General features: G+C 39.1%; 14 protein-coding genes and 4 pseudogenes. 6 read left to right on the forward strand and 12 right to left on the reverse strand.

The annotated features are described in order from the left end of the window. Positions 1 to 83: 83 nt before the first annotated feature. A pseudogene (locus AAZO_RS28965) lies at positions 84 to 1571 on the reverse strand (IS1380 family transposase). 187 nt (positions 1572 to 1758) lie between these two features. On the opposite strand from AAZO_RS28965, the gene AAZO_RS28970 reads away from it, so the two are divergent. Beyond that, positions 1759 to 2498 (forward strand): IS5 family transposase gene (locus tag AAZO_RS28970; protein WP_085940198.1). Its coding sequence is split into 2 segments (ribosomal slippage): positions 1759 to 2110 and positions 2110 to 2498, totalling 741 coding nucleotides; the frame shifts between segments, so codons are not numbered across the junction. A gap of 77 nt (positions 2499 to 2575) precedes the next feature. Here the strand turns inward: AAZO_RS28970 and AAZO_RS43385 are convergent. Further along, positions 2576 to 3694, reverse strand: a pseudogene (locus tag AAZO_RS43385) (IS1634 family transposase); the annotation flags it as partial. A 388-nt stretch (positions 3695 to 4082) separates the two neighbouring features. Here AAZO_RS43385 and AAZO_RS40980 point away from each other — a divergent pair. Together AAZO_RS40980 and AAZO_RS34980 are read left to right on the forward strand one after the other, a co-directional pair. Then, entirely contained in the window at positions 4083 to 4208 is a 126-nt protein-coding gene (locus tag AAZO_RS40980) for a hypothetical protein (RefSeq protein WP_266888406.1), read from the forward strand. A gap of 3 nt (positions 4209 to 4211) precedes the next feature. Beyond that, on the forward strand, positions 4212 to 4379 hold the full coding sequence (locus tag AAZO_RS34980) for a hypothetical protein (RefSeq protein ID WP_187289607.1): 168 nt from the start codon (positions 4212 to 4214) through the stop codon (positions 4377 to 4379). A gap of 204 nt (positions 4380 to 4583) precedes the next feature. Here AAZO_RS34980 and htpG read toward each other — a convergent pair whose 3' ends face one another. The 4 genes from htpG to AAZO_RS28985 all read right to left on the reverse strand — a co-directional run bounded on the left by htpG (position 4584) and on the right by AAZO_RS28985 (position 11576). Next, positions 4584 to 6542 carry a molecular chaperone HtpG gene (gene htpG, locus AAZO_RS05795; protein ID WP_013190533.1) on the reverse strand — a complete coding sequence of 653 codons (1959 nt, stop codon included), beginning with the start codon at positions 6540 to 6542 and terminating at the stop codon, positions 4584 to 4586. 1443 nt (positions 6543 to 7985) lie between these two features. After that, positions 7986 to 10670, reverse strand: a complete 2685-nt coding sequence (clpB, locus tag AAZO_RS05800; protein WP_013190534.1) for an ATP-dependent chaperone ClpB — start codon at positions 10668 to 10670, stop codon at positions 7986 to 7988. 177 nt (positions 10671 to 10847) lie between these two features. Next, a complete protein-coding gene (gloA, locus tag AAZO_RS05805; protein ID WP_013190535.1) occupies positions 10848 to 11282 on the reverse strand; it encodes a lactoylglutathione lyase in 435 nt (144 codons plus the stop codon). Between the two features lie 96 nt (positions 11283 to 11378). Beyond that, on the reverse strand, positions 11379 to 11576 hold the full coding sequence (locus AAZO_RS28985; RefSeq protein WP_081462708.1) for a zinc ribbon domain-containing protein: 198 nt from the start codon (positions 11574 to 11576) through the stop codon (positions 11379 to 11381). Between the two features lie 69 nt (positions 11577 to 11645). Here AAZO_RS28985 and AAZO_RS05810 point away from each other — a divergent pair, with 69 nt between their 5' ends. Together AAZO_RS05810 and ftsE are read left to right on the forward strand one after the other, a co-directional pair. Then, the gene (locus AAZO_RS05810) at positions 11646 to 12410 is read left to right on the forward strand and encodes a WecB/TagA/CpsF family glycosyltransferase (RefSeq protein WP_013190536.1); all 765 of its coding nucleotides are present in this window, start codon (positions 11646 to 11648) and stop codon (positions 12408 to 12410) included. Positions 12411 to 12559: 149 nt separating this feature from the next. Further along, on the forward strand, positions 12560 to 13306 hold the full coding sequence (gene ftsE / locus AAZO_RS05815) for a cell division ATP-binding protein FtsE (RefSeq protein ID WP_013190537.1): 747 nt from the start codon (positions 12560 to 12562) through the stop codon (positions 13304 to 13306). A 146-nt stretch (positions 13307 to 13452) separates the two neighbouring features. On the opposite strand, the gene AAZO_RS05820 is transcribed toward ftsE, so the two are convergent. The 3 genes and pseudogenes from AAZO_RS05820 to AAZO_RS37060 all read right to left on the reverse strand — a co-directional run bounded on the left by AAZO_RS05820 (position 13453) and on the right by AAZO_RS37060 (position 16235). After that, entirely contained in the window at positions 13453 to 15180 is a 1728-nt protein-coding gene (locus AAZO_RS05820; protein WP_041642670.1) for a succinate dehydrogenase/fumarate reductase flavoprotein subunit, read from the reverse strand. A 109-nt stretch (positions 15181 to 15289) separates the two neighbouring features. Beyond that, positions 15290 to 15607, reverse strand: coding sequence for a hypothetical protein (locus tag AAZO_RS05825; RefSeq protein WP_041639541.1), 318 nt, complete (start codon positions 15605 to 15607; stop codon positions 15290 to 15292). 287 nt (positions 15608 to 15894) lie between these two features. Then, a pseudogene (locus AAZO_RS37060) lies at positions 15895 to 16235 on the reverse strand (DUF2470 domain-containing protein). A gap of 233 nt (positions 16236 to 16468) precedes the next feature. Here AAZO_RS37060 and AAZO_RS05835 point away from each other — a divergent pair. Beyond that, positions 16469 to 17233, forward strand: coding sequence for a metallophosphoesterase family protein (locus AAZO_RS05835; RefSeq protein WP_013190540.1), 765 nt, complete (start codon positions 16469 to 16471; stop codon positions 17231 to 17233). A gap of 224 nt (positions 17234 to 17457) precedes the next feature. Here AAZO_RS05835 and AAZO_RS05840 read toward each other — a convergent pair whose 3' ends face one another. The 3 genes and pseudogenes from AAZO_RS05840 to AAZO_RS05850 form a co-directional block, all read right to left on the reverse strand. After that, the gene (locus tag AAZO_RS05840; protein WP_041639544.1) at positions 17458 to 18312 is read right to left on the reverse strand and encodes a M48 family metallopeptidase; all 855 of its coding nucleotides are present in this window, start codon (positions 18310 to 18312) and stop codon (positions 17458 to 17460) included. A gap of 413 nt (positions 18313 to 18725) precedes the next feature. Continuing rightward, positions 18726 to 19807, reverse strand: a pseudogene (locus AAZO_RS05845) (ABC transporter ATP-binding protein). A gap of 111 nt (positions 19808 to 19918) precedes the next feature. After that, a complete protein-coding gene (locus tag AAZO_RS05850) occupies positions 19919 to 20632 on the reverse strand; it encodes a GUN4 domain-containing protein (protein ID WP_013190543.1) in 714 nt (237 codons plus the stop codon). Between the last annotated feature and the right edge of the window lie 160 nt (positions 20633 to 20792).

Consider the following 20792-nt stretch of genomic DNA (forward strand, 5'->3'; position numbering starts at 1 on the left):
AAGCATGACAAAACAAGACTTGAATCAACCCAAGGGTGAAGTATGATTAATTAGAAATAAGTAAAAGGCAATTTAACTTCAAATTAAGCAGTATTAGTCAGCATTATTAAGCGTTTATGAGCAGTAGCAAAGATATGTCTGTATGGGCAAGAACTAGTAATCGCAATTAAAATGGGACGTGTACTTACAGTAATTAAAGCTCCTAACTGCAATAATTTGGTACGAATAGTCCCAACATTAGCATTTTGTAATTCGGTTTTAGCTAAACATTTTTGACCCAAGGCATTGAGCAAAACCTAAGCTATAGAAGAGAACCATAAACCTAATTGATTTACCGTAAATGTATGGTTGCTTGTTCTATCACTAAAAAGTTCTAATTGTTGTTCTTTAAAACGATTTTCCATCTCCCCTCGCTGACAATATTTTTGTCTATATAGTTGACTAGGAGGTACTTTCTTAGTAGAAAGTGAAGTTACAACAAAACGAACATTAGTCCCTTTTACTCCATATTCAACTTTAAAAACAACACGACGACTACGGCTCCAAGATTCACGAGCTTTATAGTCTAAAGATTTATAGCAAATTGAGTTATTAATCAAGTCACCAGCAAATTCTGCAAGTTCTTCATCTGGTTTAAACATAGTTTCTAAGAATGAAACTACTGTTGATAGTTTTTCCTCAAACTCAAGGGATGCTCTACTTTGAGTCTTTCTAGTCATCCCAATTAAACGACTATTTTGCGCCGATCCAAAAACATAATCCACACCCATGTGGGATTCACACCATGTGATGATATCGTCTCTAGAATAAACACTATCTCCACCTACTAAAATCTCAACATTCTTCCATTGTTGACCTATTTGTTTAATCACTCTTTGTACTTCTGATAATGCCCCAAATGCTGGGTCTACGTTTGAAGGGCGAAGTTTGGCTGCTAATAGATGTTTTCCACAGAAAACATAAAGTGGAGCATAGCAGTATCCCCCATCATAAGTATTCAAGAAAACTTGCTCCTGATAGCTGTGGACTAAGTCATCAGTTACATCTAAATCCAAAACAATTTCTCTTGGTTCTTTGGCGTAAGATTCTAGAAATATTTTGACAAGTAAGCTTTCAATTTCTGATGGAGAATGCCAGATTTCATGGTACCCGCTTTCTGCTCCTTGTTCCACATCTTCAGGACAATGTTCCAGGGGATTTAAGGTACTCTTTCCTGCCAATTTTGCAGGTTCATTCTCTACTCCAATGCTTTTTCCTAAAGCTATAGCAAACATCTGGTCATGACGTAATTATTCGTGGTCGTTCAAGTCTTCATACCCCATGACCAGCCCGTATATTCTTTGTTTAATTAAGCTCTCTATTGAATGGTCAATCCGATTTGGCTTTCGCTAATCTTGGAAACATTGTGCAAACTGTGATGTGATTTGCAATTTTCTGTCTATTTCAGCAATTAAGCTGAATCCTGCATCTGCTCTTACTTGTCCACCCTGGAAATTGACTATGACTGGCAGCCATTTTTGTTGCTCAAATTTCAACTGTTTTGGTATACAATCTCTTGAAGATGGGGTCATGGTTTCCAACTGCTAAAATGCCTGCTATATATACATTTCCGCAGTCTTTGACCCCTTTTTTTTATCTTCTTGTGACAAATCCGGGTTAAACCTAAGAGGCTATTGATAAAGTAAATGTAAAGGGGAGTAGACAAGGAATGTTGGAAGGATAGGATACATAAAATGTAGTGTATTTACATAGCTACTGATGGAACGAAAGTCTTACCCCACAGACTTAACTGATATGGAGTGGGAAATCCTGGCCCCATTGATTCCACTAGCCCAAGAAGGAGGGCATCCACCCACAACAGATATAGGTGAAATATGTAATGCCATCTATTATCATTTGAAAACTGGATGTCAATGGAATATGCTTCCAGGTGACTTCCCGCCAAGGTCAACAGTATATAGCTATTACAGGAAATGGCAGGGCCAGGGGGTTTGGGAAAAATTCAACCATACATTGGGTGGTCAAGTTCGCTCGAAATTAGGTAAATCAATACAACCTACCGTGCTTGCCGTAGACAGTCAGTCGGTCAAGACTGACCAAAAAAAGGGGATGTGTATGGTTTTGACGGATGTAAAAACGTAAAAGGAAGAAAGGGGCATACTTTAGTTGATAGCCTGGGACTTGTGTTGAAAGTTGTTGTTAGTGAGGCGAATGCCCCAGAACGAATACTTACTGCCTATGCACTAATGGAACTGCTAGAGGAACCCACAGAATTATTAGAAATAGTCCAAGTTTTATGGGTTGATTCCGGTTATGACGGTGATAAATTTGCACTTGCAGTTTGGTTCATGATTCAAGCTCATGTTGAAGTCATAGGACCTACTGAGCAAGAATTTAAAGTTTTACCACAACCCTGGGTAGTAGAAAGAACATTTGGGTGGTTTAACCAATATCATCGTCTAAGCAAGGATTATGAGCGTTTAACACAAATGAGGTAAGGGGCTATATATGCTCTTATGAATAGAATTATGCTACTTCCTCTTGTCTCCTAAACATTTACTTTATAAATCATCTGTGAACTATATTTTTTCTTAGATTTGATTTGAGTAACTTTACTCTGGTTAATTTGGTGATATTTGAATTGTTTGAATAGTTTAGATAACCCCTTGATAGCATCAGCTTCACAAGCGAATTTTTCTGGTGATAACTTTTTGAAATCTTGCACAGCTTTTGATTGTGCCTTGGTAATTTTTTGTGAGAGCTTACCCAGCTCTAATTCTCTTCTTTCTTGACTTTGCACTACTAACCATCTTTGTTCTATTCCTGGATAATTTACTGTTTTTGAAGCTAGTTTATATCCGGGTAAGTTACTATCAATAAATTCTGGTTCTGGTAATGTTGATATTAATGATTGTGCTGATTTTACGCTTAATAGCACTGGACATAACCAGCTTAAATCTGACATTATTTTTAGATTTGATTCTGTATATAAGGCCCAGTCTGCTACTATGAGACTATTAACTTTTAGTTAACTTTCAATCGTTCTTGGTACTCTACTGCTATTTTAGCAAAGCATGATGAATCTGCTTGGTTTCCCGATGCTAGTTTTAAAAATATATATTGGTATGTCTCCATCTCATGAAGATATCATTTCTATGATGAACTGTTTTAACTCCGGTCTATGGTCACCAGAATAACCGTAGGTAATGGTTATTTCTTTTGGTGATTTTACTGCTAATTCTTCTAGTTCTTGATTATTTCCTACTTTTTGACTCTCGAATATTACTTCTGGTAAGCTGGTATGATATTGCCCATGTATGTACATTTATGATGAGTCTAGATGCCCTGCTCATAGGGATACTCCAAGTGTTTGGGCTGCTTTTAAGGCGACAATAAAAAATATTCTATCCAATCCTTTTATAAATAGTTTATCCATGACTCTCCCCAGTTTATCATCCTTGAGATATTCTGGTGTTACTCCTGCTCCTATTAGATACTCACAGGGGATTGTTTCAAAATCTTGGAGAAACATATATAAGGGTTTTTATACAAATCCTAACCCGTTGATTATCATGGCTTTTACTACATGACGCGGACTTAGTTTCTCTCCAATTTCAAGGATTATTTCTACTACTCCTATGGCGTCTATTATTCCTGCTACTATGCCTAAATGGTCTAGGTTTTGAATTTCCATTTTTTGAAGCTTTGATTTCACAACAGAATTATCCACAACTCCTGTTGTGATTAAATCATTTCTTCTTCTGTTCTAATTTAATTTTTAAATCATTAAATTTTCTTTTCTTTTATCTTCTTTACAAAACTTTATTCTCTCACTCTATTACCATTTTAATCATACTATTCTCATTAAGCCTTTTCTCCCTTGCAGGGGTTTTAGTTCTGTTGTACTACTATCAGTGACAGTTAGGGTACGGAAGGTGGGATTTAAGTATCCTCAAGAAATAACCAAAATGCCAGAGAATCGGATTAATACCTGATAAGAGTCGGGCGTTTGTCAGTAAGGCGTTGGAGGTGGCGACATAAAACCCGGATTTTTTACCGAGGTCGTTTGATATTGAAGAAATATGTCGGAATGTGGGTTTGAGGCTTTGTATCCGATTTTGCTCTTGCTAACGCAGTTACAAGAAGCGATTTCCCAGTCTACTGAGTTAAGTGGAGAAGATAAAGCTAAAGCTTTAGAACAATTGTAAACTGTGGCAGCAGCAGCGACAAGTCCTCAAGAAGCAACCCACAAAAAGACTGCCAAAAATCCTATTTCAATGTTGAAAAGTTTATTTACAAGTTTACCAACTGTGGCTCAATTAGTGGAAGACCCGAATAAATTATTACCTCTGATTAGTAAATTACTTGGTTTAGGATAATTTATGTTCAAAGAGCTATCAGCATTATTCCTAATACAGCAGGAGTCAGGAGTCAGGAGTCAGGAGTAAAACTCTCTTGCTCTCTAGGTTTCAATTTAGATTCTGTACCTCATTGATCTGCTATCTTCTGTAAATAGAGACGCTGTAAGCAACGTCTCTAAAAAAAATGTGGGATAGTCCCTATCTATATTTAATTGTTCTTTTCTACTTACTCGCTTGTTCTGTTAGCTTCGTCAACACATCATTAGAACGTTCCACAAAGGATTTCATACCTTCAGCATCAAAGCCTTTTTGGGACATTAATGCTAAATCATAAACGTGCTGACAAATCATTTTCACTAACTGTTCTGTGGGTGATTCTCCATCACTTTGAATGATGATACTACCTTGATTGATATTAGCGAGGTTTTGAATCAAGGGATGTGCGGTATTTACTAACAAAATATGATCTTCAGGAAAATCGGCGTTTTGCTGTTGCATCATGGCGTTCATTTCCCTTAGACGACGGAGAATTTCTGGTAACAATACCATTGCTGGTGGTGTTCCTTGAGGGTCATCTGATTTTAAGGCTTCCGTGCGGATGTTAACTTTGGGTCTGTTGAGTGATTTCTCAAATAGTTCTTTGATAATTTCACTTTTGGTTTTGTTGGTGGTGGGGTCAACAATTTCGCCGGATTTATCATCCAATAAGGTATTATCAAGGTCAGAATCTACCCGTGTAAATTTAACATCCTGATATTCTCTTTCTAGGAAGTTAATAAAGTGGGTGTCGATGAAGGAGTCCATAAATAGGACTTCTAAACCTTGGTTTTTGTGCAGTTCAATATATGTGGATTGACTGGCTTCATCGGTGCTGTAAAAAACGCGGTTTTCGTGGCGTTCTTTGTTGCGTTCTAGATATTCTTTGATGGTGGTGTAAGGTGTGCTGCTGGTGTTAGATGGGGTGACATCTTGCCAGAGATCACCTTCTGATGATTGGACTTCAACTGCGGGTGTTGTTTCTATTTTAGCAGTGCTGCGGAAGATGAGGATGTCTTCGACTTGTTTTTTAAATTTATCGTCGTTGAGAACGCCAAATTTAACGAATGTTCCTAAGTCTTTCCAAGCACTGATGTATTGTTCGCGGTCGTCGCGGTATAATTCTTTGAGGCGATCACCTACTTTCTTTGCTATGTAGTCACCAATACGTTTAACAGTGCGATCCCCCTGTAAAGCACTGCGAGAAACGTTCAATGGAATATCCGTACTATCAATCACACCCCGCATGGGCATTAAAAATTGGGGGATAATTTCTTCACAGTTATCGCTAACAAAAACCTGATTGCAGAATAACTTAATTTGTCCTTTAGTCACATCCACATCAGGCCGCATCTTGGGAAAATACATAATCCCGTTAATAATAAACGGATAATCTGTATTCAGATGCACCCATAACAAAGGTTCTTCTTGAAAAGGATATAGATAGCGGTAAAATTCTAAATAATCTTCTTTGGTTAAATTGCTAGGAGATTCCCTCCAAGGTGCTTTTTCTTGGTTCAATACTTGCCCATCTAATTTGATGGGTACGGGCATAAAATCACAGTAAGTTTTCACTAGAGTTCTAATTCTCGCAGCTTCTAAATATTCTTCCTCATCTGGCATTAAAGTGAGGGTAATAGTAGTACCGCGAGTAGTGCGAGAAGACTCATCTAAGGTAAACTCTGGTGAACCATCACAAGTCCAGTGAACTGCTTGAGAACCTTCTTGATAGGAAAGAGTATCAATGTCTACTTTTTTCGCCACCATGAAGGAGGAGTAGAAACCTAAACCAAAGTGTCCGATTATTGGTTGATCTGCTTTCCCTTCATATTTGTGAATAAATTCTTCTGCACTTGAGAAAGCGACTTGGTTAATATATTTTTTGACTTCCTCTGCTGTCATCCCAATCCCATTATCGGAGATGGAGAGGGTCTTTTTATCTTGATCAATGCCAATTGTAATTTCTGGTTCACCCGTGTCTCCATTATACTCACCAGCGCGGGACACCATTTTTAGCTTTTGGATGGCATCTACAGCGTTGGATACCAGTTCCCGCAAGAAAATTTGGTGATCTGAATAGAGAGACTTTTTGATAATTGGGAAAATATTATCAGTATGTATACTGATAGTGCCTTGTTCTAGCATAGTTATCCGTCTGTTTTACTTGCAGAGATAATTCTGAGAATCAATTTTCGTCGATATATGTCTTTTTGGAGGTAAGGAATTCCTCTTATTTATGATTCGGATTACACTACCATAAGGGGGGATTGGAGACTGGGGGAATATTAAGTTAACAGGTGTAGATTGTAGGTGGTGAAAGCTGATGGGACAATTAACGATTGGTAAAGAGATTGGTATTTCACAAGCTGGTACAGGCAATACCCAGACAAAAACATTCAGTAATTTCTGATAACGCCTATATTTATTGCTCCATAAAGATTCCAGCGTGTATTAGTACATCTGCACACTTCAAACTTAAGTTTGAAGTGTGCTAATCTGCCTCCAAAATTTATGGTGGACTTATCAATTATTCATTTGAGCATTCTTTTAGTGGTGGAAAGTTTTCACTATACATACAATATGTCGCTTTTATTGATATCTCGGAAAATAACTCTACTTGGGTTTGAAATCTCTATTACCCTATGTGGGTATTGCTGCTGCCAATCAACTAATAAACATTGAAGATATTGGTTTATCAGTCTTGAGGAGTTTTATTTTGTTACCTGTAATTTCATAACTTGCATAGGACTACAAATCTTCTGTCATCTTAAATAAATTAGCAAAACTATACCAATCGCGAGGATATTACAGCGAAGCATAACCCCACTATGCAAAAGCATTACAAATCTGTGAAAAAGTCCTGGGAGCAGGAGATCCAACTACAATGACTATTCGTACAAGTTATGCTCAATGTCTTCGCGGTGGAAAGTAATTGAACTCTCATATAGCAAGTTAATTAGGGCTTGCTGAAAAAGTCTTTTCGTTGGAGCTAGGAGTCAGGACTGAGTTTCAAAACTCACATCTTCATACACATCCGCTATGGGACAATGAAAATCTACTCTTACTAAATGTACATTTACCCCTTTTCTATAACTATTAGACGTCTTGCAGAATTAATTTTATGTTATAATGAGGGGTAGTCTTTGTTTTAGCCAAAAGTTATAGTTACAGGGTTATGTTTGAATTAGCCAGCCCAAAGAACACCGAAAATACATAAAATCTAAAACTCTATATCATACCACATAAACAATTTTGCAATAGGTATAATATTATATATCCATTGTTTCAATATGCGCTTTTGTGTCAGCAATATAAGTCTGAGATCCTTTACCGCGCAGATAATTTCTCAGCATTGAAGCAATTTGAGAGTAATAACTACATGAGTATTACTCGCACCAGCGATTGCGTAAACTTATCCGTCTCTGTATTCATGTTTTATTGGGCTGGTTTCTTCTAATTGAAGATATTCTTCAGGGTAAATATAGTTATAATTGGGGTTTGCAATCATAAAAAATATCCTCCGTAAATATATTACTCAAACACAGGCGACCAAATTGCAGAAATTGTAACTTCTATCTAAGTAGAAACTTACACTTCAGAAGATGCCTCTAACAACTTCACACTGTTGACTGTTGCTAAGGTTTTAACAGGTGATTTTTTGCTAAAAGTTAACCCATGTTCACCTTTATCAATGATAATTGTGTCGCCAGAAATAAAGGTATTTTCTAATAACTTAGTAGCGAGGGGGTTTTCGACTTCGCGCTGAATTGACCTTTTTAGCGGACGTGCGCCATAAACTGGATCATATCCAGCTTCAACAAGGTGGTCACAGGCTGCTTGTGATATTTCAAAGGAGATTTTTTGTTCTTTGAGGAGATTTTCGACCCGTTTGAGTTGTAGACGGATGATGTGCCGCATTTCTGAACGGCTGAGGGTGTGAAAAAGTATGAGATCATCCACACGGTTGAGAAATTCCGGGCGGAAGTATGATTGCAAACCTTCCATAACTCGTTTCCGCATTATATGATACTTACTATCATCACCAGAAACGTCCAAAATATCCTCACTGCCGATGTTGCTAGTCATTACTATAACAGTATTTCGGAAATCTACTCCTCGTCCTTGAGAGTCAGTAATACTACCATTATCTAAGACCTGCAAAAGAATATTAAACACATCTGGATGGGCTTTTTCTACTTCATCCAGCAACACCACAGAATAAGGATGACGACGGATAGCTTCCGAAAGTTGACCACCTTCTTCATAACCGATGTATCCGGGAGGCGCACCCACTAAACGAGAAACCGAGTGTTTTTCCATGTACTCGGACATATCCAACCGCAGCAAAGCGTCATCAGAATCAAAGAGAAATTGAGCTAAAGCGCGGGCGAGTTCAGTTTTACCAACACCAGTTGGTCCCATGAACAAAAACGAACCAATGGGGCGAGAGGGATCTTTCATTCCTGCACGAGCGCGACGAATAGCCGCAGAGACAGCGGAAACCCCTTCTTCTTGTCCGATTACTCTCTCGTGCAAATAACTTTCTAATTTCAGTAATTTTTGCCGTTCCGATTCCAAAAGCCGATTTACAGGAATTCCTGTCCATTTGGCGACTATTTCAGCAATATCAGCTTCTGTGACTTGTTCACGCAGTAGTGTAGAACCTTGGCTTTGAATTTCTAGGAGTTTCACTTCCTTAATTTCCCGTTCTCTCTGCACTCCTTCCAATTTGCCATATTTCAATTGAGCAGCTTTGTTTAAATCATAATCCCTTTCTGCTTGCTCAATTTGCACCCGCAGCGTATCTTCTTCTTTCTTTAAAGTGCTAATAGCTTCTAATAATTGCTTTTCCCTTTGCCATTGTTCATTAAACATTTGCTGTTTAAGCGTTAAAGCAGTAATTTCTTGCTCAATTCGGTCTAAACGCTCCCTAGTTTGGGCAATACCATTGTCTTCTCCTGCTAAGGATAGTTTTTCCATTTCTAGCTGCATCAAGCGTCTATCAATAGTTTCTAACTCCGCAGGTTTGGAGGTAATTTCCATTTTTAACTTAGCTGCGGCTTCGTCTACTAAGTCAATGGCTTTATCTGGTAAAAAGCGATCTGCAATATAACGCGCTGATAAAGTTGCAGCGGCTACCAAAGCAGAATCGGCGATTTTGACATTATGATGCACTTCATAACGTTCTTTTAAACCCCGTAAAATAGAAATGGTGTTTTCTACTGTCGGTTGATCTACATATACCTGTTGAAACCGACGTTCTAAAGCTGCATCTTTTTCAATGTATTTGCGATATTCATCTAAGGTAGTCGCACCAATACAACGCAACTCACCCCGTGCCAGCATGGGTTTAAGCAGGCTTCCTGCATCCATTGAACCTTGTTGGTTGGAACCTGCACCGATAACAGTATGCAGTTCGTCAATAAATAAAACTACTTGCCCATTTGACTCCGTAACTTCCCTGAGTACAGTTTTCAAACGGTCTTCAAAATCACCACGATATTTTGCCCCAGCGATTAAACTCCCGATGTCTAAAGAAATCAATTGGCGATTTTTCAAAGATTCAGGAACGTCACCATTAAGCATTCGTTGGGCTAATGCTTCTGCGATCGCAGTCTTACCAACTCCAGGTTCACCAATCAAAACAGGGTTATTTTTGCTACGACGAGATAATACTTGAATCACGCGGCGAATTTCATCATCGCGGCCAATCACAGGATCTAATTTTCCCGCTTTTGCCTGTTCAGTCAAATCTCTTCCAAATCTTTTTAAAGCTTCATAAGGTGCATCCGCAGATTCTGCTTCTCCCACCTTTTGACTAACCTTATGGGTAACACGAACAGCTTTGACCGCAGTTTCTAACTTAGCAATATCTACATTTAAGCCTTTAAATATCCTTCTACCAATGCGTTCATCTTCAGCAAAAGCAAGGAGTATATGTCCCTCCGCAATCTCTTCATTTCTCATTCTCGCTCGAATTTCTTCAGCACGATCCAATAGCAAATCTAAATTGCGGCCTAAATAAAGCTGATCACTTTTACCAACTTTTGGCTGACGTTGGGTATAACTTTCTAACTGCTGTTTTAAGCGTATTAAATCAATGCCTGAGCGAGTAATAATACCTGTGGCTAAACTGGTGGATTCTTCTAAAAGCGCAATAATTAAATGTTCAACTTCTAATTGCTGTTGTTGATAAGCACGGACTATATCCTGGGATTTTGTAATTGCTTCCCAGGCTGTATCAGTAAATTTATTAGGATCTGTAGGCTGCATTTCGTAGGAGTTTAGATTTTAGATTTTAGGTTATAAATTGGGGATTGAGAAAGAATGACACCCATTTTGCTGGTAATTTGGCAGTTGAGCAATATCCACCAAAGCCAGTAACTCTCATAATAATGTCTTGGTGGGCAATGCCCACCCTACTCCAAGATAAAATATTTGAGAGGAGAATTACTGACTGGCCAGTTGTAGTGACGATTTCTCCTGAGATGTTGTACTGTGAATAGCCAATTGAATCAATTCAACTTTATAGCCATCGGGATCTTCGACAAAAGCAATTTCCGTAGAACCATGTTTCATTAGACCCGGCTCTCGTACTACTTTACCTCCACGATTTTTAATCTCCTCACAAGTTCTATAAATATCGTTTACTCCTAGCGCAATATGACCATAAGCATTGCCCAAATCATACTTTTCTACGCCCCAGTTATAAGTTAGTTCTAGCACCGTATGTTCGCTTTCTTCTCCATAACCAACAAAAGCGAGGGTAAATTCTCCACCTGGGTAATCTTTACGGCGGAGTAATTTCATTCCCAGGATTTCACAGTAAAATTTCAAAGACTCTTCCAGATTGCCTACCCGTAGCATCGTGTGTAGTAATCGCATATTGACCCTTTATATAGTTCTTATATTTTATAGCTGATCATCACTTGGTAAGCTTACCTCGACCTAAAGGTACGAGGCTTTAGACACAGATTTGAATCACCAGGAAGAGAGGCAATTCTCTAATTGACAACTCATCCCCGGACTTTTAGGAAGACTTACAGACTTGCCCAAAGCAGCAATATTCATAGCCGCGTTGATATAAGCATCATGTTCAGAACCACAATGCCCACACTTAAAAACTTTCTCATTGCGATAGGATTTACCCTCAGATAAATTTGATACGATATGCACCATCCACGTGGGAAAAAATTTGATAAACTAGGGTTCTATATAATTTGCTCTCAGTCTAATTAAGAATAGACTATGTATAAATCGCCCCAAGAGTTTTCAGTGTTGGGCTTACCAGTTCATCTGATGACAAACTATCCAAACTGGTTGCTAGAATGCCTACAACAAGGTAGAGGAACACATGTAGTAACGCTCAATGCAGAAATGACCATGCAAGCCGAGCGAAATCGATCTCTAGCTGAAGTTATTCAAAATGCTGATCTAGTAATTCCAGATGGAGCAGGAGTTGTGCTTTATTTGCACTATCTATTCAGGCAAGAAGTAAAACGTTGTCCAGGAATTGAATTAGCAGAAAAACTTTTACAAGAACTTGGTGAGCTGAAAACAGCAACGAACATATTTTTCTATGGAGGAGTATCAGGAGTTGCGGCAACAGCAGCAGAGTTTTGGCAGCAACAAATACCTAATTTAGGTATAGCAGGTACTCACTCCGGCTATCACTCTCCTGAAGAAGAAGAAATATTACAACAAACTCTAGCTCAATTGCAGCCACAAGTTATTTTTGTTGGTTTAGGAGTACCACGTCAAGAGTTATGGATTGCCAAAAACCGTCATTTGTGTGACCAAGCAATTTGGATAGGGGTAGGTGGTAGTTTTGATATTTGGGCTGGTGTAAAAACTCGCGCTCCCCGTTGGTTAGCAAATAATAATTTAGAATGGCTGTATCGTTTGTATCAAGAACCTTGGCGCTGGCGAAGAATGTTAGCTTTGCCTCAGTTTGCACTAAAAGCCTTTGTTTACCGTTTTTCTGGAAGAGATATCAACAGTGCTGAGTGCTGATCAGAGGCAGTAGCCAGTAGCCAGTAGGCGGAAGTCCTTTAATTTTGTTGGCGCAGTCTGCTGGAAGCACTATTTTGATTTTTTTCACCTAGCGTCTCCGAAGGAGATATTTTGAATTTTTTGCTTGTGGGTGTCAGGAAATTTGAGCGATGCCAATATTAACAACTCCAGAAAAAACAGATACGTCTGTTAAGAGAGAAGATACTGTTAGTCAACAGCAGGATAGTCAGACTGGGACAATGGTGGAATTAAGCTCTGTGTCCAAGACTTATACAAACGGCTATAATGCACTGCTAGATGTAAGTATTGATATCAAAAAGGGAGAATTTTTGTTTATTACAGGCCCTAGTGGTTCTGGTAAATCGACTTTCTTAAAGTTGCTTTATGGTGAGGAATCACCAACTCAAGGAGAGGTAATTGTTGATGGTGTAAATGTAGCAAATCTGAAGGGCGATCACTTATCATTTTTGCGTCGTCGGATAGGTATTGTCTTTCAAGACTATAAATTAATTGCGCAACGAACTGTAGCCGAAAATATAACTTTTGTATTGCACGCTCAAGGCTATACTCGTAAAGAAATTCAACGCCGTTTAGAACCGACTTTAAAATTAGTGGGTTTATCATCTAAAGCTGATCGTTTTCCTGATCAACTTTCTGGGGGAGAACAGCAGCGGGTGAGTATTGCACGAGCAATTATTGCTACTCCTCCACTGCTGTTAGCAGATGAACCAACAGGAAACCTAGATCCTGATAATTCCTGGCAAGTAATAGAGATTCTTGAGAAGTTAAATACCTTTGGGGCAACTGTAATTGTTACTACTCATGATGAACAGTTAGTAAGGTGGTGTAATCATCCGGTTGTGCAGGTTAAAAATGGGCGATTGTATAGGAAGTAGGGGTTGACGTAAGTGGTAATCTAATTTCAATACGGATCAGGTAAGGAAAATTATTTAGGCAGGCAGGGGGAGAGAAGAAAAAGGCTAATCTGAACCGTATTGCCCCACACCCCAGCCAGCCCTTTCCTGAATTTTGAATTCTTTCTTCAATATTTCCTTTCTTTTGGTTCAAACATATTAATCACCACTGGCATATATTGAATATCAATTCCCGTAGGTGAATAATAAGCCATTGTATGTTTTAATAACTTACCATCATCCCGTTGCTGAAAATCTTCGCGAAAATGGGCGCCGCGACTTTCTTGACGATTTAAAGCTGATGCTAAAATTGTCTGTCCTACTACCATTGAACTTTGCAGTTCTAAAGCTTCTACTAATTCCGTATTCCAACAACTGCCTTTATCATCTAAATAAATCTGTGGATATTGTTGTTGTAATTCTGCTAATTTCTGCAAACCTTCACGCATTAATTCTTCTGTTCTGAATACTCCACAATATTGCGTCATTGTGTCTTGAAATTCTTGGCGAATTTGATTAATTCGATATTTTCCAGGCTGTTGTAGTAAACTTTGAATTTGTTGTTTTCCTTCTGTAGTATAACGTTGCTCATCTACAGATGGTAATTTGCGATTATGCACATATCTAGCTATACTTGCCCCAGTTCGCTTACCATAAACTACACATTCCAGCAGTGAGTTACTACCAAGACGATTTGCACCATGAACAGAAACACAAGAGGTTTCTCCAGCCGCGAAAAAGCCATCTACTAAATTATCTGCACTGCTGCGGACTTGTCCATCGGTGTTAACTGGTATGCCACCCATGCAATAATGAATGGTGGGGCGTACTGGCATGGGCTGAGTGACAGCATCAACACCAACTAAGCGGTGTGCTTCTTCCCAGCAGAAGGGAACGCGACTCATAATTTTTTCTTTACCCAGATGACGCAAATCTAAGTAAACAAATTGACCACCTGCACTACCGTCAGGATTGATACCTCGTCCAGCGCGGATTTCATAGGCGATCGCTCTTGAGGTAATATCACGTGGAGCCAATTCCATCCGACTAGGAGCATAATTAGCCATAAAGCGAGCGCCTTCAGCATTAATTAAATATGCCCCTTCCCCCCGCACAGCCTCAGAAATCAGCACTCCTACAGGATATAAACCAGTGGGGTGAAACTGCACAAACTCCATATCTTCTAAAGGCAAACCTGCGATCGCTGTCATCGCCAAACCATCACCAGTGGAAGCATAATCATTAGAAGTAGTGTTATAAACGCGACCATATCCTCCCGTTGCAAACATCACCGCCTTCGCCCGCACCACCTCAACTTTTCCATCCACGAGGTGAAACATCACCAAACCCTTAGCCTGACCATCCTCTAGAATCAGGCGCATCACATACCATTCTTCATAAATTTGCACACCATAACGCCGCAGATTATTCACCAACTCGTGCAGAATTGCATGACCAGTTTTATCAGCCGCATAACAGGTGCGGTTGTGGGAATGTCCACCAAAAGCCCTTTGGGCAATCCTACCATCAGGTAGACGAGAGAACAAAACCCCTAGATGTTCTAAATCAATTACTACATCTGGCGCTTCTTGAGTAAGAATAGCTACAGCGTCCTGGTCTGCCAAATAATCAGAACCCTTAACAGTATCAAAAGCGTGTGCTTCCCAACTATCTTCTGGGGCAACATTTTTCAATGATGCAGCCATACCACCTTGGGCTGCTACTGAATGAGAACGAATAGGATGAGTTTTGGCAACTACCGCCACATTTAAACTAGGGTTAGTCCGAGAAATTTCTACCCCAGCCCTACATCCCGCCAAGCCGCCGCCAACAATAATTACATCATATTCTAACATCATCAACCCCCAATTGCAAAAAAAAATACCCTGTCTGGAAACAGGGATGTTATCTTTACTCATTAGTCATTTTGTTTATTCCTATCACCCATTGCCAATAACCTATTGATCAACTAGTTGCTTGAATCGGTTTTTGCTCAGAAATATTACCAGGTATAGGTTCTGTTTTTGTCCCTGGTTCTATAGCAGTTAATTCAATATGATTTAGCAATGTTGTCACAAAGGCAAACAGTAAGAAAGGAAGTGTGAGAAAAATGACCAGTCCCACAGTAGCTAAAGCATATACTGGTCGTCTCGCACCCATCAGAGCCAAAGCTGAAGCCAAACTAATGGTAATTGTGATTAACCAAACAATAATCTGACCGTAAATATCCCCAAACGTCAAAGTGCAGACAAACCGATAGTTTTGAATATTATTTTTATTCATCATTATTTACCTCAAGTCTATCCTATAGGTTCCAATACTACTCGCTTTGTGATCCTGGTAGTTGTCGGTGGGTTTGGGACAAGGTGAAAAAGTAAAGCTTAAAGGGTGTTGTATTTCGTATTTCCCCTTCCTTTTTTCCTGCAAAATTCGAGTAGTATCGCTATAGGTTCTACCTTAGAACCATGTTTGGCTGACGGGCGATTTCTAAATATTTTTCCAAGGTTTGTAATATCACTTAACAATTTCGGTTGTTATTCCCCTGTGGAACTTGTCAAGTGAGATATCTACTACTCTTTTCCGTAGTTTCTACTTTGTCTTTGCCGTGGTTGTTTGACTATCCCAATCAAGGTTTGATGAGCATATTCGGCATCTGTTAAAACATGATCAAATTGAATGTGAACTGGTACTGTTTCTGCATTCACATGTGCTGTTAAATTCATACCATCAGCGTAAATTGATAGCATCAGCGTAAATTGATAGCATCAGCGTAAATTGATAGCATCTGGGCTGTTTTGGCATTTTTGATGTCACTAAAAGCCTGAGCGTACATAACAACAGCATCTGCATGATCTTCATTCATATGTTTGCAGATACGAGAGCTAATTTCTGGAGAGAACTGATTAGACATTACACTGTGCTAAGTGAAGTAGATATGGTCTATATTTTAAGCTATAGTGGGTTGAGTATTAAAATACCTATATCACATTTGAGACAATTTTTCGATGAGTAACTGAAATATAATTGTTAATTATTTATTAATAAATAATTAACAATTATATTTCAGTTACTTATTTAAGCGGAAATCACACAAAATAAGATTGTAGTTAAACTATCTAGGAACTTTATTCAAGGCAAGAGCCGATGAACGAAATTAGTCCGCGCAGAATAATAATTGGCGATGTACATGGTTACTACCAAGGCTTAATGAACCTTTTTGATAAAATTGCACCCTCATCAGCAGATCAGGTTTATTTTTTGGGAGATTTAATAGACCGTGGCCCTCAGAGCGCACAGGTAGTAGATTTTGTTAAGCAAAATGACTATTGTTGTCTGCTAGGTAATCATGAACAAATGTTACTAAATGTATTTGGTAATAGATCCCACTGTAATCAAGCTGTACAGGCATGGCTTTACAGTGGTGGACAAGCCACTATTACCAGCTATCAAGCGGCGCAAATTCCCCAAGAACATATAGATTGGTTTTTGACTTTACCAACATTTATAGACTTGGGAGATTATTGGTTAACTCATGCGGGTGTTAATCCCAGAAAATCTGTTTCTGAACAAACGGCTGAAGAACTTTGCTGGATAAGGGAAGAATTTCACAGCATGGAAGAGCCGTATTTTGCCAACAAATTAATTATCGTTGGTCATACAATCACCTTCACTTTACCAGGGGTTATTCCTGGTCAGTTGGCACTAGGACAAGGATGGTTAGATATTGATACTGGAGCATATCATCCCCGCAGTGGCTGGCTAACTGGACTTGATATTACCAATAATTTGGTTTATCAGGTCAATGTTTTTAACAATTCCGTGCGGACTTTGCCATTAGAAAAGGCAGTTACGAAGATTGAGTCAAAAAAGGTTAAGGTTAGTCGCCGTCACAAACAACGAACCTATTAAATTTCAGGTTTACAGAAATTCGCTCAATTCACCAAATAAGGAGACTTTTGACTAACCAAAGCAAAATTTTTGTAAGAATTCAGGAGTCAGGAGTAAGGAGTCAGAATGTTTGAGAAATTGGTTAATTATCAAATAGGTATTTTTGGTATTACCCTGAAAAAGCTGACTGCTGATGCCTCTTCGCGTAGCATGCCGTTAGCCATTAGCTTAATACTTACAAATTTCTACTGTAAAAAGGCTCGGATGTTAGCTTTATAAGCGGCATTATCCAAACCAAAATTGCTCTTACTTCGTTGGAGGTCGATTTGGCGTTGTAGAGCCTTAACGCGATCGCTTGCTCCAGGATGTGTACTCAAAAAGCTAGGAACTGAACTTCTTCCTTGGAGCTTTTTCATAAACGAAACCATTGCTGAGGGAGAATAACCTGCTCGTGTTAAAGTTCTTAATCCTCTTGCATCTGCATCATATTCATCTTGTCGACTAAGTGGGCGATTGAGTGCTAAATCTACACCAATACCTACTGCTTTATTTCTATCTAAACCAACTGCTGTAGCTACACCAGTTGCTATCGCTCTTTGTCGCATTTGCTTGACCAAATGTTTACCCCCAATGTGACCAATTTCATGGCCAATGACACTAGCGAGTTCAGCCTCATTATCCGCAGTTTTCAGCAAACCTGTATTGATATAAAGGAAACCACCCACAGTAGCAAAAGCATTAACAGCTTCATCCTCAACCACTTGAAAGGTATAAGGAATATTTGGGCGATCGCTATTAGCAGCTAATCGTTTCCCAATCTGTTCCACATAACTTGTAAGCTGTTGATTGCGGGAAATTCTCACCTCTTGGTGCAACTCATCATTCATCTGCTTACCAAGCTCAACTTCCTGAAGTTCGGATATATTAGACAACTGAAGTATTTGAGACCCTTGAAATAAAAGTGGTAATAAATCTATAGCTCTAGTTGGTTGAAGTGTACTCAAGCACAAAGTCAGAGTAACACTTAGAAAAATCAACGGATACAAACAATACCGCCGCCATAAACGATAACTTGCCAAAAATCGATTCCAGTTAATCATCATCCAATAAAAAGAGACTTGTGTGAGATCTTAATAAAGAGAGGACGTATTTACAACTCACTAAGTTGCATTCTCAACTCAATACCTATACATAAATACAGATCACATATGAGAACAAAGGTTACTGCGGAAGCGCCAAACCCGTCCCTTAGTGCCTGTAATTAAAACAACCATATCAAATCCTGAATAGCAAGTCAGAAACCTCCTAGTACCGCCGTGAATTCAAAATGCTTCTTTCAGAAGAGCTACCCTAACAAAATCTCTCCTTCGGAGACCCTACGCGAACAAAATTCAAAATGAATACGGCGTGAGCTTTTGGGAGATTTGGAATCGTTGGTTTATTTAGGCCTTACTGTACTAGTAATGGGGAAAATTCTCTCTCCATTACTCGGTTCAAACAGAAATAAATGATCTCAATCTAATTGCAAATTCAAACGTTCTCCTGGATGTAAACCCACACCCCCAGCGACCTGTACAGTTATAAAACCAAAAGAATCAGGTAAACTAGCACTAATCAAAGTTTCCCTGCCCAAAGATTCAATAATTTCAACTTCTACAAGCAAATCACTTACTTCTTCTTCTCTGTATTCTCCGCTTCTCTGTGGTATCGTGCGGGAAGTGCCTTGCGCGTCTACCTTAATATAAATATGGTCAGGACGAATACCCAAGTTACAAATTTGTTCTGGGTGTAAATTTAAAGCATTTTTAATATTTTCAGGAATTGCTAATAACTGTCCGCTAATATCAAAGTTATTACCTTTATAGATGGCGGGTACAATATTCATGGGTGGATTACCCAAAAAACTTGCTACCATTTCATTAGCGGGTAAAGCATAAATGCTTTGAGGATCGCCAATTTGTTGAATTCTGCCGCGACTTAGCACCACAATTTTATCAGCCAAAGTCATGGCTTCAAATTGGTCATCGTTGACGTAAATTGTCGCAATTCCTAATTGTAGTTGTTTTAATTCTGCTCTTGTATCATCTCATAATTGAGCATCTAAATTAGATAAAGGTTCATCCAGTAGAAGTAGTTATGGTTGACGTGCGAGCGCTCTCCCTAATGCTACCCGTTGTTTTTGCCCTCCAGAAAGTCGTTGAGGCTTTCTGTCTAAGAGATTTTCGAGAGATAGAGATTGCGCAACAGTCAATAGTCGTTCTTGAATAATTTTCCGGTCAACCTTCCGCATTTCTAACCCAAAGGCTATATTTTGGGCTACGGTTTTATGGGGATAAAGGGCATAGTTTTGGAATACCATCGCCACATCACGCGCTCTTGCTGGTATATCATTAACCAAGCGATCACCTATAAACAAATTCCCAGATGTTGCACAGTTTCCAAACCAGCAATAGTAGGCAAAATCGTAGATTTTCCACACCCTGAAGGACCAACCAACACCCAAAACTCACCATCAGGAATTTCAAAGGTAATATCCTCAATAACAGTAACATTGTTAAATCTACGCTGAATATTTTCCAGAAGAACTGTAGTCATGTTGGTAATTGGTCATTGGTAATTGGTCATTGGAAAAAGGCAAGAGGCAAGAGGCAAAATGTTGATTGATTTTTCCCAGTCCCTAATCCCCAGTGTCTAATCCCCAGTCTTCTAACTCCATGCAGGATGAGATAAAAGAGAAGACATTACCCGCACTCCACGCAGCTGATTAGAAAGGGGTAGATGACCTCTAGGGGCGCTTAAATCCCATGTGAACTCGTTGGGGTAGCGCGTCCATTGATTACCGTCCTTCCAGCCAATTTTTGGCCATAAACTTTCCCAGTTCTTACTCAACCCTAACCAAATTTCTCGCTGTATAGAAAAGCCAAATTTACCTTCCGAGTGAACCACCCAAAGATGATTAATTGTTTGTAAGTCCTGAGTTGGGAAATTTTCGACCTCAGTAAAATACAACCATCTTCTTTGTACAGCCTGTTGTCCAACTACTTCACACATTTTTTGGATCGTCAACAAATCAGCGGCTTGGAACTCTTGATGGATGAGTAATTGTTGCAAAGAATTGTAACTGATTCCACAGTCTGATTTTAGAGGTACAATCCCTTCAGGAAAGTAAGTTTCTAGAAATTCCTTGGCTGTCGGTGCATCAGAGTTGTAGACTACTTGGTAGGTTTTACCATCAATCCAAGTTGCTGGAGTGTAACGACGTTTCAGTAAAAATTCCTGCAACACCTCTAATCCCTCATTACCCAAGTCAGCTAACTGGGGGATAATTTGTTGTTGGACTTTTTGGGACCCAGCGATTAACTTTTGGCGCAGGGAGTCGATGTCATTAGCAGTGCCTGATAAAATCATTGGGTCTGTCATGCCATTACTCGTGTTAGCGGTTCAGTGAACAAACAAATCAGCTATTGGGCATTCTACAAAAATGAAGCACAGATAGCGAAAAGTAGTTTACTATTTTTGACTGTACAAAATAGCGACAGTTTAACTGAAACCTACATCTGAGTTACCAATAATTTACCAG

Source organism: 'Nostoc azollae' 0708, assembly GCF_000196515.1.
Classification (GTDB): Bacteria; Cyanobacteriota; Cyanobacteriia; order Cyanobacteriales; family Nostocaceae; genus Trichormus_B; species Trichormus_B azollae.